Source organism: Runella sp. SP2 (genome assembly GCF_003711225.1).
Taxonomy (GTDB): domain Bacteria; phylum Bacteroidota; class Bacteroidia; order Cytophagales; family Spirosomataceae; genus Runella.
The window spans coordinates 4150954-4164634 of sequence record NZ_CP031030.1 but is presented as its reverse complement, the minus strand read 5'-3'; the positions used below and the strand labels follow the sequence as shown (position 1 = coordinate 4164634).

Below are 13681 nucleotides of genomic sequence, written 5' to 3'. Positions count from 1 at the left end.
GCGATTAAAACCGACCTTTTAATAAGTATTTGTTGGTGCAGGCAAACAACGACGAAAAAAAGGTAAGGTGCGGACGGTTGGTTTCAATTTTCTTTTCGAGACGCAAAATGGGTTTGCCCGTCGGGATGCGCATCAGGTGGGCTATCTCATTGGGAGCGGTCATGGCCCATACCTTTTCTTCTCCGCCTTTTACAATTACGTTATAACGTTTTCGTAAAGTATCAAACAATGACTTGTTTTCTAGGGTAATTCTGTAAAAATTAGGGAGTTCGCTGGCAGGAAGTGCGATTCTTTCGTAAAAAACTACTTCTTTGTTGACCGTTCGGAGACGTTCGACGTAGTAAAAAGAGGCGGCCGTTTGTTCAGGTTGAAATAAAAAATCGGGCGGAAAACTAGACATCATACCTCGGGTTAGAATTTCGGTCTGAATTTCAGGCGCATTTTTTAAATCGTGGTGGCTATGCGGCTCAATCGACAACATCCCTGAGCCCACAGGCAATGGCAGTACCACACTCCCTTTCCCTTGGTATTTTTTGATATATCCCTCTTCGGCCAGCATCGACAACGCCTGTCGAATGGTAGGCTGGGTAAGCTTATACGCTTGTTGGAGCTCTTTTTCAGAGGGCAATAAGCTACCAATTTCATATATACCATTGTGCAGCTGTTGGCGGAGCGTCTCGTATAAAAATTGGTATTGGGGGAGGCGGGGAGCGGCTTCTGTCATAAGTACGATGAATTGAGGCAACAAAGGTAGCACCTCTTTTTAAATATTTTTCTTAACATTGCATCATGCAAGCCATCGTACCCCTCCATTACTATCTTATCGTTGCAGCCGCTTTGTTTAGTATCGGCGTAGCAGTCATTATTACCAAACGAAACGCCATTGCGGTTTTGATTGGTATAGAGCTTATTCTCAATGCGGTAAACTTGAATTTGGTCGCTTTTTCTCAATACGACCCCGTGCGTCTTTCTGGACAAATGCTTACGCTGTTTGTGATGGTGATTGCAGCGGCGGAGTCGGCGGTGGCATTGGCTATTTTGTTAAAGGTATATCGGTATTATCAAACCGCTGATTTGGACAAAATTAGTTCGATGAAAAAATAACGTCCTGTACGCGATTTGGTGATTACAATCGTTTTAATCAGTAAGAAGTTATCGACTAAAGTTTGTAGTCGTAGGGCTTTGTTAAAAATATCCTAAAAAGAAATGATGAAGCGTATGAGAAGCGTTGTATTCCTGTTGATTCTTCTAGGAAGTGGCTTGATGGCGCAAGCTCAGTTTGGCAATAAAAATAAAAAACGGCAAGCAGCCGCTACCGATGCCAATAAAAGTATGGATGAAGTGACAATACTGGGAATCAAAAGCAAATTTTTAGCGAAAGATTCTACCAGTGTCACGGTATTTATGCGGGTGGACTTGACCAAACCCAACAACGTTCCTGTGCGTTGGCGAGAATTTACCGAAAAATTTACCCTCAACTACGTAGTGTATCCCGATTTTTCTTCAAGAGAACGGTTGGGGTATGGTAATATTCCGCTGAACGAACAAAATGTGGTGCAGTTGAGTCATACCCGTTTTATGATTCGATTTGAGGTAAAAAGACCTGCCAATCATGCCTCGGGCGTGTTGTTGGGTGAAATTTCTGAAATTGGAACCACCAAAAAGGTGCTGAATGACTTAGCCATTAAGTTTCGCGATACGAAGCTTGGCGAACGGTTTGCTCTGTTTGAACGAACAGGACGCGTGCCGTTGCTTCAAAACTACGTAAACCTAAACGACACGGTTCAGCTTCAAGACATCAATAAGTCGGTGAAAGAGCTGTATGTGATGCGTTATCGCCACGATTTTGAACCTGCCCAGTCGCCGATGAATACCAATCCACGGAATGCCGCCCGAACGTTGGGTGTGGATACAACTTTTAAAATTTCGACAAGCTCACCGCTTATATTTAAGGAGGAAGGGCTTTATTACATGACAGAAGACACTACAGATACGTACGGCGTGGGCATCGTGGTGACCAACAAGCGCTTTCCTAAAATGACCCGCCCTGCCGAGCTTGTTCGTCCTGTGATGTACATGAGTCAGGCCAACGAAATCAATGAAATGTTGGCGCCCAAAGACCCTAAAAAATCCCTCGACCGTTATTGGTTGAACCTAATGAATGGAAACAGCGACTTGGCAAAACGAACAATTAGCGCCTTTTATAGCCGCGTCGAAGAGGCTAACCGACTTTTTACGACTTATAAAGAAGGTTGGAAAACAGACAAAGGCATGATTTATATCATCATGGGTTCACCTGACCGCGTGCAACGAAGCAAAGACCGCGAGGTGTGGGTATATTCGCAGCGGGCTAATTTTTCCGAAATAAACTTCACGTTCAACCGTCGCCCCAATCAATTCGTAGAAGACCATTATGAGCTTCAACGTTACGTTGAGTATCAACCTATTTGGTATCCAATGGTTGAAGCGTGGCGAACAGGCGCGGTAAGAGATTAGAAAAAGTGTCGAGTGCAGAATGTCGAATAACTGTGCTGAGGGTTGCTCATAACCCGATTTTTTTGATGTCGAGTGCAGAGTGTCAAATAGTGAATTAATCCATTCGGCACTCTGCACTCGACATTCCTACTTAATAGTAATATCAAATGGCAAACGAGCCTGTGTTCCTTCCATTTGTTGAAGTTTCTTCAGGGTTTTGAGGTAAGGAGCGAAGTCGCCTAGTTTTTGTTGTAACACCGCTTCTTCGGCGTCGTTAGAAAACTTCGTAATCACATCCTCAAACACATTCTTTTCTTTTGGATAGCGAACGCGGTAGTCACCTTCTTTCAATTTGGCCGATTTTGCCGCAATTTCAATCGCTTTGTCTAGGCCACCAAACTCGTCGATAAGACCGTTTCCTTTGGCCTCGCGACCCGACCATACGCGTCCCGATGCCAATGATTTAAGCTTTTCCAACGGCATTTTACGACCTTCAGCCGCTTTTTTAGTGAAAACAGCGTAGATGTTTTCGGTGCTGCGCTGCATACGGTTGTTCTCGAAAGGCGTCATTTCACGCGTTACACTTGGCCAATCAGAGTGAGCGTTGGTATTCACACGGTCGAAAGTAATCCCCAATTTGTTGCGGAAGGTATTTTGGAAGTTAAATAACACGCTAAATACCCCAATAGAACCCGTGATGGTGTTTGGATGTGCGACGATTTTGTCGCAACCCATTGCCATGTAATAGCCACCCGAAGCCGCCACGTCCGACATAGACGCAATCACAGGTTTTTCTTTACGGGTCAACTGAACTTCACGCCACATTACATCCGACGCCAAGGCGCTACCACCAGGAGAATTGATACGAAGCACAACGGCTTTCACTTTTTTGTCTTTGCGGGCCTTGCGAAGCTCATCCACGATTGTTTCCGACCCAATGTTGCCATCGTTGCTTTTACCCGACATGATAGCCCCTTCGCCAATAATCACCGCAATGCGGTTATCGCTGCTACCTTCTTTGACCTTTTTTTCGGCTTTTGAATACTTGCTAAGACCTACAAATTTGATTTTATCATCTTCGCCCAACTTGAGTTCTTTGCGAAGTGCGCTTTCCACCTCGTCGTAGTAGCCCACATGCGTGATAAGTTTGTGCGTGAGGGCATCTTGCGGAGAGTCGATGCTGAGTGAGTCAGCCAAGTTTTTCAACTGAGTAGGCGTGATTTTGCGTGCTTGCGAAATTTTATCCACCGCGTGGTCGAAAATGTTATTAATCAACACCTGGTTTTGGAGACGACTAGCGTCGCTCATGTTTTCGCGGAAGAAAGGCTCTACCGCACTTTTATATTCCCCAACGCGAAACACCAATGGTTTCACTTCGAGTTTGTCGAGCGTGCCTTTGTAGAAATCATATTCAGCACTGAGGCCGTTCCACTCCATTCCACCTGCGGGATTGAGGTAAATTTTGTCGGCAACCGACGCCAAGTAATACGCTTTTTCGGTCATTACTTCGCCGTAGGCATACACAAATTTGTTCGATTTCTTGAAATCAAGAATCGCATCGCGGATTTCCTCGGCGGTAGCCCAGCCTACCATTGGGTATTGTACATCAAGATAGACGCCTTTAATGTTAGGGTCTTGCTTGGCATTGGTGAGGGCCGAGCGGATGTCGAGTAAGCCAAGGACATTGCCTTGCCCGCCCGAAAATTCGGCGAAGGGGTTCTCAACGGCTACTTCTTGAATAGGATTGTTGAGATTGAGCTTTAACACTGAATTAGTTTCAATCGGTGTACTTTCTTCGGATGAACCTATTGCGGCTACGATTCCAACAAAAAGGAAAAAGCCGAGGATGGAAAAAAGAAATAGACCGACGATGGTTGCGAAAACGTATTTAATAAACTGCCACATGAGTATAAAAGAGAAAAAATGTAATGGTCAAAAATAGGATTCTTAATTCACCTAACAAACAAAAATACGTTTTGGACTTGCGAAGGAGGAGGGTTTATGTTAAAAGGTGGATTGGTTGTACAAGTGGGAATATGAGTGTATGGCTTTGAATGACATCGTGGTAGCACAAAAAATGTTAAAAGTCTTAAAGTTTCTTAACGGGCTTCGCACCTAAAAAATAATCTGGATAGTTTGCCAAAAACTTTACACAAATGCTATCGGTTGAGCTGCACTTTTACAAAAATTTCTGGATAATTCTGCACTTGGTGGCGTGGAGCGGCTGGTTGGCCGTGGGCGCACCCATCGACGAGGAGTGGTGGGGAATTATTGGGCCTCTTTTTTGGCTTAAACTGGCCTCTTACGGCGTAGTTTGGCTTTTTATGCAGACATTTTCTCGCCAAGGCTACCTCTTTTATCAAAACTTGGGGTATTCGACAACGGCGCTTTTTGTGGGTGCTTTTGGACTTGACATGGTTTTATTTTTTACTTTATTGACCGCCATTCGATGGAGCCTATTACTATTTTAGAGATAGACAGCGTGGAACTGTCGTTTGATGAACGTAAAATTCTACAAAGTGTTTATTTGAAAATTCCGAGGTACCAAATCACGTCTATTTTGGGGCGCAATGGTTGTGGGAAATCTTCTTTGTTGCAAATTGTGTTTGGAACAATGAGGGCAACGAACAAGTCGGTCAGGGTCAATGGAAGGTACGTCGAATCGCTTTACCGACAACGCAACGTGGCGCGCTACCTGCCGCAGCATCCTCTCACCCCGTCGTCGATGAAGGTAAAAGACGCTCTGGCTTGGTATGGTGTGAACCTCAATGAAGCGAAGTACAACAAACTTCCGACGCTAATTTCGCAGCGAATGGGGGAATTGTCGGGCGGAGAAAGGCGCTTTATTGAAGCATTGATGGTGTTGCTTTCGCCCGTGCCGTTTGTGCTACTCGATGAGCCATTTACCAATTTAGCCCCTATTTATGTAGAAGTACTCAAACAGCACATTGTTGAGCAAAAACAAAATAAAGGGGTTTTAATCACCGATCATTTGTACCGAGAGGTGCTAGATATTGCCGACCAGAATTACTTGATTCAGAATGGAACAACGTATTTGCTCACGAACCCCCGTCAGGAGCTGGTTGATAGGGGGTATCTTCCAGGATAGATAACGACTATTTGCCCAAAAATTTGTTACTTTGCCCCGTTAATGATGGTTTACGGTGGGGAGATTTCTGGTTTATGGTGGAAGTAATGTCCTGAACAGTAAACAACTAACTATAAACTTTATAAACTCTAAACGGTAAATTCTAAACCGAAAATAGCAAACTCAAAAAAATGGCAAACGGAATATTACAAGGGAAACGCGGCATCATTTCTGGTGCCCTCGACGAAAACTCAATTGCGTGGAAAGTAGCCTTGAAAGCTAAGGCAGAAGGTGCTTCTTTCACGTTGACCAACGCCCCAATCGCGATGCGTATGGGCGAAATTAAAAAATTGTCGGAGGCATGTGAGGCCGAAATTATCCCAGCCGATGCGACGTCACTCGAAGATATCGAAAACCTCTACGGCAAATCAATGGACGTATTGGGTGGAAAAGTGGATTTTGTGCTTCACTCCATTGGGATGTCACCCAACATCCGTAAAGGACGTGCTTACGGTGATTTGAACTATGAGTGGTTCCTAAAAAGTGTGGACGTGTCGGCGTTGTCGTTTCATAAATTTTTGCAAGTAGCCGAAAAAATGGACGCCATCAACGAGTGGGGAAGCGTAGTAGCTCTTACGTACATGGCGGCTCAGCGTACTTTTCCTTTCTACACTGATATGGCCGAAGCCAAAGCGATGTTGGAGTCGATTGCGCGTAGCTACGGATACCGTTACGGAAAACTAAAAAAAGTACGTGTAAATACAGTTTCTCAGTCGCCTACCAAAACTACGGCTGGAAACGGTATCGGTGGTTTTGATAAATTCTATGATTTTGCCGAAAAAATGGCGCCGCTAGGAAACGCCTCGGCTGATTCATGCGCTGATTTTGTCACTGTTTTGTTCTCGGATTACACACGGATGGTAACGATGCAAAACCTATTCCACGACGGTGGTTTCTCAAATGTCGGGATTTCAGCCGAAGTGTTGGAAGGGTAATTTTTAGAACTTCCCGAAAGCTCCAAGCTTTCGGGAAGTTCCTTATGGTAACGATGCAAAATCTTTTCCACGACGGTGGTTTCTCAAATGTCGGGATTTCAGCCGAAGTGTTAGAAGGGTAATTTTTAAAACTTCCCGAAAGCTTCAAGCTTTCGGGAAGTTGTTTATGGTAACGATGCAAAACCTATTCCACGACGGTGGTTTCTCAAACGTCGGGATTTCAGCCGAAGTGTTGGAAGGGTAATTTTTAAAACTTCCCGAAAGCTCCAAGCTTTCGGGAAGTTCTTTTTTAAGGATACAACAAATACTTCTCCCGCATTTTTTTGTAGTTCGACAAGCCAGGCTCCCAGCTTTTACGAATCTCTTCTTCGTTCGTACCTGCAATAATCTGCTTTTTAAGATTTTCCGTTCCCGCCAATTTGTCGAAGTTACCCATTTGTTTGCTTTGGCTCATGTCAAAAAACTTGTCTTTGTACGGATAAGCCGCATAGGTTTCAAACAACCACTTGAGGTTCAGTTTTTTAGATTTTACAAACGTATTGGCGTCAAACTTACGAAGGTCGAGTCCATAACATTCTTGGTCTTGGTGCAGCGGGGTTTCGCTCATGCCTTGGATGCTTACGGGCTTAAACGTAAAGCTATATTTTCCCTTCAACGCGGGTGCGCCCAGCACCGTAAAAGGCATGTAAGTGCCGCGTCCTTGGCTCAAAATTGTGCCCTCAAACAAACAGATGCTTGGGTACAGCATGATGGATTGCTGCGTGTTGAGGTTGGGCGAAGGCGGCACGGGCAACACATACGGCATGGCGTGCGTGTAGTTGGCCACCTTGATGATTTTTAACTTACACTGCATTTTGTTGGGCAACCAGCCTTCGCCGTTAATCATTTGGGCAAATTCGCCAATGGTCATCCCGTGGGTAATCGGAATGGGAAACATCCCAATGCCCGACTTTAAATGAGGCTCTAAAATAGGGCCATCCACGCAAAAGCCGTGCGGGTTGGGGCGGTCGAGGATGACGAGTTCTTTGCCATTTTCGGCGCAGGCTTCCATCACGTGCGACAGGGTATTGATGTAGGTATAAAAGCGGGCTCCTACGTCTTGCACGTCAAAAATCATCACGTCAACGTCGGCCAAGTGTTCTTTAGAGGGTTTACGATTTTTGCCATAAAGCGAAATGACAGGAATCCCCGTTTTGGGGTCTGTACTGTCGCTGACCTTAGCGCCGTTGCTGGCATTGCCGCGAAAACCGTGCTCAGGGCCGAAGATTTTAGTGATGGTCACGCCGAGTTTGACAAGGCTGTCAACGCAGTGAGATTTTCCGATGATGGAAGTTTGATTGACCAACATCCCTACCCGTTTACCCTTTAAATAAGGAAGGTAAGTGCTGGTTTGGTCGGCACCCGTCATAATGGTTTTGGCAGGTGGCGCGACGAAAGAGGTGGTTAGGAAAATGGCTAAAAATGAGGCGATAACCGCCTTGAAAAGGTGTTTCATGCTAGATTGTTTTTGAAGAATACGCGACTAAAAGTGGGTAAAGATAACGACTTTACTCATTTATGCTCGCTTTGGCCGCTTCCTTGAGCGCTCGAGGACGAAGCTGCTGTTCCTGCTATTGTGGTAAAAGGCGTTGAAACCAATTTACGAACCAAGTCGGGGTGCGAATTGGAAATCAGGTGGCCAGCTTCGGGCAAAAAGATGTAATGGGCGGGCTTATCGGCCAGTTGTTGACGCGCAAAATCAAGGTTGCTAGGATCCACAATCCAGTCTTTCCCACCTTGCACCACAATCGTGGGCACTTGTAGTTGGGACCATTGCGGTTGCAGTTTTTTCAATTCAGCGGCGTGGGCAAATTTCTCAAAGGTGGCTACGTTGAGGCGACGAGGCAGCCATGCACGGACAATCCACCACTTGGCTGGTTTGGAAAACCACCAGAATTTTTCTTTGGCGGGGTCGATGGCAGGGGCAAGCATCACCAGCTGACTAAACGCTTTGGGGTTCAAAATCGCCATTTGCGCCGCAATGGGTGCGCCAAACGAACGACCTAAAAGAACCGCTTTTTGCTTTGAATGGTTGAGCGAAAGGGTCAACATCGCCGCTTTGGCTTGGGTTTCGATGGAGGTTACAAAGCGCTTTTTACGTAAACTCGAATGGTTGTAGCCCAGGCGGTCGATGGCAATAATGTGAAAACGACTTTGTAGCAAAGAATCATCGACCATGTTCATGTACCCGTACCAAGCCCCAGGTGCTCCGTGAATGAGCAACAGCGGAGGAAGGGTGTCGGCGCCCGTAGTAGCTGCAAAAAGCTTGAGACTGTCGTTTTGAATGGTGTAAAAAGTAGGTTTGACGGGGCGATTGGCGTAGTGTTCGCGAATGTCACGGTCGTTTTTTCGCCACGACCGAAAACATGAGGAAAGGCTTCCCGTCAGAAGCACCAAACCCATCCAGAAAAGAAGTTTACGACTTAGCATAATTAAAGTATTTGTGAAGTCGGTTGCTTACAACCGACTAATATGCGTCAGCGGTTGCTCACAACCGCGTATTGTTTAGTATGTGTCAGCTTTTGCGTAATAGGGAGGTTGTGAGCAACCTCCTTCACAGGCAAAAGTAATTAGAACAAACTCAATTGCTGATGCGATAGTTCAGGGTACGAAACGCGTGTCAATACTTCGGGTATGTTAGATTGGCTTTTTGGGTCGCTTATCGACTTGCCAATCGTAAACGCTTCCATCGTGGCATCGTCAATTGGTCTTTTAAACAATTCAAGGTCAAAAGCATCCGATTGGGTATTAAGCCAAATCGCTTCTAGCTCTTTTGGTATAATAACGGGCATTCGCTGCTTTGTGTTGTGAATGCGTGCCATGAGCGGATTAGCATCGGTCGTAATAATGCTAAATGTATGCCAAACATCATTGGTTTGGGCAGGATTATGCCACGTTTCCCATATTCCTGCCATGGCAAAAAGGGGTTGGTTGTTCAGATGGATAAAATAGGGGTATTTTTGCTTCCCGACGGTTTGCCATTCAAAAAAGCCAGTAGAAGGAATGAGGCAGCGTTGAGCGTGTTGGAGGGCGTACTTAAACGAGGGCTTTTCGTCGAGAGTTTCGATTTTAGCATTCAAAGTATTGCTGCGTAGTTCAAGGGCTTCTTGAGGGCTGCGCGCCCACCTTGGAACCAATCCCCAATGAAAAAATTGCAAACAGTGCGGAGCTTGGGCGGTGATGATTGGCCAGATGGGATAGTCGAAGCCATTAGCGTGGTAAATAGGTTCAAATTCAACGGTTTTGGCCTGTTTTTGTACCTCAAAATGCTTCTCCATTTCTTCAACAGTAGCGGTCAATGAATTGCGAAAACACATGGCTTGTTAAGGGTATAAGTGGTTTTTTCTGTGTAGTTTTGAGCAAAGATTTGTTTTCTTTGCCCACCCTCATTAAACAAACTATGACTCTATGAAATTCAAATTATTGGGAAAATCTGGCCTTCGCGTATCAGAATTGTGCCTCGGTACAATGACTTTTGGTACCGAATGGGGCTGGGGAGCCGACAAACATGAAAGCAAAAAGATTTTTGAAGCCTACGCCAACGCAGGCGGTAATTTCCTTGATACAGCCAACCGCTACACCGAAGGAACGTCGGAGACTTTCCTAGGGGATTTTATCTCAGCCGACCGTGACCATTTTGTCGTTTCGACTAAATATACCTTGTACGACCGAAATGGTGACCCTAACTACGCAGGAAACCACCGCAAAAACATGATTCGTTCGGTCAATGAAAGCCTCAAACGCCTCCATACCGATTATATCGACGTTTTTTGGGTACACATGTGGGAGTTTACGACGCCCGTTGACGAAGTGATGCGCGGATTGGATGATTTGGTTCGGAGTGGAAAGGTACATTACGTCGGGATTTCGGACACACCTGCGTGGGTGATTTCGCGTTCTAATATGCTGGCGGAGTTGCGCGGCTGGAGTCAATTTGTGGCGCTTCAAGTAGAGTATTCACTTTTACAACGCGGTGCTGAACGTGACTTACTTCCGATGGCCCAGGCTCTTGACATGGCCGTGACGCCTTGGGGAGTCATTGGTGGAGGAGCGCTCACGGGTAAGTATTTGCGCGGTGAAACAGGCCGTGTGCCCGAAAACAGCCTTCGACGTAGCGAACGCAGCAGCGACATTGCGCAAGAGGTAGTGGATGTAGCGCACGAACTGGGTGTTACGCCTACGCAAGTAGCGATTAACTGGGTGCGTCAACGGGTGTCAAATGTGATGCCAATTGTGGGGGCAAAACGCGTAGAACAGCTCCAAGATTCGCTCAAATGCCTCGATTTTGTGATTCCTGACGAAATTATGACGCGTTTAAACGAAATAAGTAAAATAGAATTAGGATTTCCGCACGATTTTCTTTCGTCGGAAGGAGTAAAGCAATCGGCATTTGCTGGAATGTACGATAATATCATTAATCACCGTCTCTAATTACGTTGAAACAACAATTACTTACGCTGCTAAAAACGCAGTTTGATACCCGCGTGCAGGCGGCGCAGGAGGCGATGCAAAACGCCCAAGACTCGGCCAACGAAGAAACCAAAAGCTCGGCGGGCGATAAGTACGAAACGGGGCGGGCGATGGCCCAAATTGAGCGCGATCGCCACGCCCAACTTTTTGATCAACTTAGGCAAGAACGCGCCGTTCTCGATCGCATCGACCCCGATTTTGAGTTTCAACGCGTGGGGTTGGGAGCGTTGGTTACGACGTCGGTGGGGGTGTTTTTTGTCTCCGTCAGTGCAGGTATGGTGGTAGTAGAAGGCCAAAAAGTGATTGCTATGTCGCCGCAGTCGCCTTTGGGAGCGTCGTTGATGGGCAAGCAAGCGGGCGATTCGTTCTTGTTTCAACAGAAAAAAGGGCTTATTGAAGCTCTCATTTGAGAAAGGTTTTTGCTATCTTTGGTTACTAAAAAAGATTACATTATGGTTGTGGTTCAGTCTAAACGCAAACGCCTCCGTACAAAGTTTGCCAAACACGAGATTCCGAAATCGTTGATTTATGAAGAATACGATGGCAAGCCTATGTATTATCGTGGTTATAAAGAGGTGATGAATGGATTGAAAACACACGAAGAGATTATGGGGGAAAGTGATACCCAATTTATTATTGTAGCTTGTCTGCTCAAATTTTTAATTAAAAACATTGACGATGACAAATTCATCGTTGGGAGTAATGAGGTAGGACTCCATACCAAAAAGAGAAGCAATTTATCTGCCGACATTGCCATTTATGAAAAGTCCACCTTACAGGGAAAAACTCCAAAAAACAAGTATTTTGACATCCCACCGCTTGTGGTAATTGAAGTGGATATTGAAGCTGATACCAATAGTTTTGGTATTTCAGAAATAGATTATTATTCGATGAAAACAAAAAAACTCTTGGATTTTGGCACAAAAGAAGTCGTTTGGTTTTTTTCGGGTGGGAAAAAAATGTTGGTTGCCCATCCAAATCAAGATTGGGTTCTTTCCGATTGGGACAAGAATGTGACTTTACTCGGTGAGTACCAGTTTTCATTGGCGAATTTACTCCAAAAAGACGGGTTCAAATTGTGAAAAAGACAGGTTTGCCTTTTGTAGTTTTATGTTACATTCTACATTCTACATTCTATATTTTTTCATCTTTCGCCCAAAATTCCCCCTATACCCTCACTTCCAATGCACAAAAAGCCTACAATGAGGCTTTTAAACTAAAAGTAACCGCGGCTCGGCAGTACCTTGCTAACGACAAAATCAAAAACGCCTTTGGCATCTACGTCGAAAATTACACCGACATGGTGACGTTGCTAGTGAGCGATAATAAAACCCTGTTTGAACAACTTTCTCCCAACGAAGACAAGCGCCTTTCGTGGCTCGACGACCAGCCGAGTTCGTCGCCGTATCAGCGTTTTGTGCAAGCCGAAATACGCCTCCAGTGGGCATTTATTAAACTCAAGTTCGGGAAAGAAATGAGTGCCTCTTGGGATATTATTAAAGCCTATCGTTTACTGGCCGAAAATGCGCGCCTATATCCCGATTTCGTACCTACTTATAAGTCGTTAGGGTTGTTACATGTCCTAATTGGCTCGGCACCGCAGAGTTACCAATGGGTGGCTAAGTTGTTGGGTTTGAAGGGTAATATCCCCCAAGGACTGCGCGAAGTGCAGCGGGTGATTCAGCAAGATAAGGTGTTTTCGTTGGAAGCGCAGTTGATTCAAACGTTGCTGCACGCGTACATTTTAACCTACGCCGAAAAACAAAATACGGAGCTTCTACAACTGGTACATAGTCAACCCGATAACCTGTTGCTGCATTTTTTTGGAACAACGGTTTCGATGAAAGACGGTAGAGGTGAACAAGCGCTTGGTTTGCTCAAACAACGTCCCAAAGGAAGTGCTTACTTCGCGTTTCCATTTTTGGATTATTTGGAAGGTGAAATTTTGCTTCAAAAAGGCCACTACGCCGCTGCCCGAACCCAGTTGAACGAGTTTTTAGGACAATACAAAGGTCAAAATTTCCTGAAAGACACCTATTTGAAACTGTTTTTAAGCCATTGGCTGGCGGGTGAGGATGTCGAAGCCAACGTATTTTTAAGGAAAATCAGCAAAGTTGGTGCTACCTACGTGGAGTCGGACAAAGCAGCGTTGAAGTTTGCCGAAAACTATACCAAAGGATTGATTTCAGCCCAGCAAAAAATTCTGATGAAAGCACGCTTGTCGTTTGATGGCGGTTATTTGGAGGAAGCGGCGGCAACGCTCAAAAACGTCAATGAAGCATCGTTTGATAACGGTAGAGACCGTGCCGAATACCGTTATCGGTTGGGACGTATTTTTCAACGTCAAGAACATACCGAGGCGGCTATTCCCAATTACGAACGGGCGATGGTGTTGAGCCAGATGCAGGGTTTGTATTTTGGGGCTACGTCGGCCTTGCAATTGGGATATATTTATCAAGCCAAAGGACAAAAGTCCAAAGCCATTCAGTACTTTCAACAAGCACTTAATTATCCTAAGCATGAATACAAAAACAGCGTGGACAATAAAGCCCGCGCTGCTTTGACCCTTTTGGGAGTGGAGTAGCTTCCTACCTTCCCGAAAGTTCCAAACTTT

At 45.4% G+C, this 13681-nt stretch carries 14 protein-coding genes; 9 read left to right on the top strand and 5 right to left on the bottom strand.

The window, feature by feature from the left end; genetic code table 11:
• Nucleotides 1-4: 4 nt before the first annotated feature.
• A complete protein-coding gene (locus DTQ70_RS16560) occupies nucleotides 5-724 on the bottom strand; it encodes a GntR family transcriptional regulator (protein ID WP_122931839.1) in 720 nt (239 codons plus the stop codon).
• A gap of 65 nt (nucleotides 725-789) precedes the next feature.
• On the opposite strand from DTQ70_RS16560, the gene nuoK reads away from it, so the two are divergent.
• Entirely contained in the window at nucleotides 790-1104 is a 315-nt protein-coding gene (nuoK, locus tag DTQ70_RS16555) for an NADH-quinone oxidoreductase subunit NuoK (protein WP_122931838.1), read from the top strand.
• Nucleotides 1105-1218: 114 nt separating this feature from the next.
• Nucleotides 1219-2496: a GWxTD domain-containing protein gene (locus DTQ70_RS16550; protein ID WP_229599955.1), complete on the top strand. Its 1278-nt coding sequence runs from the start codon at nucleotides 1219-1221 to the stop codon at nucleotides 2494-2496.
• A 126-nt stretch (nucleotides 2497-2622) separates the two neighbouring features.
• On the opposite strand, the gene sppA is transcribed toward DTQ70_RS16550, so the two are convergent.
• Nucleotides 2623-4380, bottom strand: a complete 1758-nt coding sequence (sppA, locus tag DTQ70_RS16545) for a signal peptide peptidase SppA (RefSeq protein ID WP_122931836.1) — start codon at nucleotides 4378-4380, stop codon at nucleotides 2623-2625.
• A 251-nt stretch (nucleotides 4381-4631) separates the two neighbouring features.
• Here sppA and DTQ70_RS16540 point away from each other — a divergent pair, with 251 nt between their 5' ends.
• The 3 genes from DTQ70_RS16540 (at nucleotide 4632) to DTQ70_RS16530 (ending at nucleotide 6558) form a co-directional block, all read left to right on the top strand.
• Complete coding sequence (locus tag DTQ70_RS16540) at nucleotides 4632-4946, top strand: hypothetical protein (protein ID WP_122931835.1); 315 nt, start codon at nucleotides 4632-4634, stop codon at nucleotides 4944-4946.
• Nucleotides 4925-5584: an ATP-binding cassette domain-containing protein gene (locus tag DTQ70_RS16535; RefSeq protein WP_122931834.1), complete on the top strand. Its 660-nt coding sequence runs from the start codon at nucleotides 4925-4927 to the stop codon at nucleotides 5582-5584. The genes DTQ70_RS16540 and DTQ70_RS16535 overlap by 22 nt, the downstream gene beginning before the upstream one ends.
• Before the next feature lie 170 nt (nucleotides 5585-5754).
• The gene (locus tag DTQ70_RS16530; RefSeq protein ID WP_122931833.1) at nucleotides 5755-6558 is read left to right on the top strand and encodes an enoyl-ACP reductase; all 804 of its coding nucleotides are present in this window, start codon (nucleotides 5755-5757) and stop codon (nucleotides 6556-6558) included.
• Between the two features lie 289 nt (nucleotides 6559-6847).
• On the opposite strand, the gene DTQ70_RS16525 is transcribed toward DTQ70_RS16530, so the two are convergent.
• From DTQ70_RS16525 to DTQ70_RS16515, 3 genes are all read right to left on the bottom strand, one after another.
• Complete coding sequence (locus DTQ70_RS16525; protein ID WP_122931832.1) at nucleotides 6848-8053, bottom strand: exo-beta-N-acetylmuramidase NamZ domain-containing protein; 1206 nt, start codon at nucleotides 8051-8053, stop codon at nucleotides 6848-6850.
• A gap of 56 nt (nucleotides 8054-8109) precedes the next feature.
• Complete coding sequence (locus DTQ70_RS16520; RefSeq protein WP_122931831.1) at nucleotides 8110-9027, bottom strand: alpha/beta fold hydrolase; 918 nt, start codon at nucleotides 9025-9027, stop codon at nucleotides 8110-8112.
• Between the two features lie 140 nt (nucleotides 9028-9167).
• A complete protein-coding gene (locus tag DTQ70_RS16515) occupies nucleotides 9168-9914 on the bottom strand; it encodes an SOS response-associated peptidase (protein WP_122931830.1) in 747 nt (248 codons plus the stop codon).
• A gap of 91 nt (nucleotides 9915-10005) precedes the next feature.
• Here DTQ70_RS16515 and DTQ70_RS16510 point away from each other — a divergent pair, with 91 nt between their 5' ends.
• Genes DTQ70_RS16510 through DTQ70_RS16495 form a run of 4 tightly spaced genes read left to right on the top strand, consistent with a single transcriptional unit; the run spans nucleotide 10006 to nucleotide 13651 of the window.
• Entirely contained in the window at nucleotides 10006-11028 is a 1023-nt protein-coding gene (locus DTQ70_RS16510) for an aldo/keto reductase (RefSeq protein WP_122931829.1), read from the top strand.
• A 5-nt stretch (nucleotides 11029-11033) separates the two neighbouring features.
• Nucleotides 11034-11477 (top strand): GreA/GreB family elongation factor, encoded by a 444-nt coding sequence (locus DTQ70_RS16505; protein WP_122931828.1) that lies wholly within the window; start codon nucleotides 11034-11036, stop codon nucleotides 11475-11477.
• A gap of 42 nt (nucleotides 11478-11519) precedes the next feature.
• Nucleotides 11520-12149, top strand: a complete 630-nt coding sequence (locus tag DTQ70_RS16500; RefSeq protein WP_122931827.1) for a Uma2 family endonuclease — start codon at nucleotides 11520-11522, stop codon at nucleotides 12147-12149.
• Entirely contained in the window at nucleotides 12146-13651 is a 1506-nt protein-coding gene (locus DTQ70_RS16495; RefSeq protein WP_122931826.1) for a tetratricopeptide repeat protein, read from the top strand. The genes DTQ70_RS16500 and DTQ70_RS16495 overlap by 4 nt, the downstream gene beginning before the upstream one ends.
• Nucleotides 13652-13681: the final 30 nt, after the last annotated feature.

What these genes read in the sequence shown, in the direction of transcription:
- DTQ70_RS16560 (WP_122931839.1), bottom strand. Translation starts at nt 724, where the DNA reads ATGACAGAAGCCGCTCCCCGCCTCCCCCAATACCAATTTTTATACGAG.
- nuoK (WP_122931838.1), top strand. Translation starts at nt 790, where the DNA reads ATGCAAGCCATCGTACCCCTCCATTACTATCTTATCGTTGCAGCCGCT.
- DTQ70_RS16550 (WP_229599955.1), top strand. Translation starts at nt 1,219, where the DNA reads ATGAGAAGCGTTGTATTCCTGTTGATTCTTCTAGGAAGTGGCTTGATG.
- sppA (WP_122931836.1), bottom strand. Translation starts at nt 4,380, where the DNA reads ATGTGGCAGTTTATTAAATACGTTTTCGCAACCATCGTCGGTCTATTT.
- DTQ70_RS16540 (WP_122931835.1), top strand. Translation starts at nt 4,632, where the DNA reads ATGCTATCGGTTGAGCTGCACTTTTACAAAAATTTCTGGATAATTCTG.
- DTQ70_RS16535 (WP_122931834.1), top strand. Translation starts at nt 4,925, where the DNA reads ATGGAGCCTATTACTATTTTAGAGATAGACAGCGTGGAACTGTCGTTT.
- DTQ70_RS16530 (WP_122931833.1), top strand. Translation starts at nt 5,755, where the DNA reads ATGGCAAACGGAATATTACAAGGGAAACGCGGCATCATTTCTGGTGCC.
- DTQ70_RS16525 (WP_122931832.1), bottom strand. Translation starts at nt 8,053, where the DNA reads ATGAAACACCTTTTCAAGGCGGTTATCGCCTCATTTTTAGCCATTTTC.
- DTQ70_RS16520 (WP_122931831.1), bottom strand. Translation starts at nt 9,027, where the DNA reads ATGCTAAGTCGTAAACTTCTTTTCTGGATGGGTTTGGTGCTTCTGACG.
- DTQ70_RS16515 (WP_122931830.1), bottom strand. Translation starts at nt 9,914, where the DNA reads ATGTGTTTTCGCAATTCATTGACCGCTACTGTTGAAGAAATGGAGAAG.
- DTQ70_RS16510 (WP_122931829.1), top strand. Translation starts at nt 10,006, where the DNA reads ATGAAATTCAAATTATTGGGAAAATCTGGCCTTCGCGTATCAGAATTG.
- DTQ70_RS16500 (WP_122931827.1), top strand. Translation starts at nt 11,520, where the DNA reads ATGGTTGTGGTTCAGTCTAAACGCAAACGCCTCCGTACAAAGTTTGCC.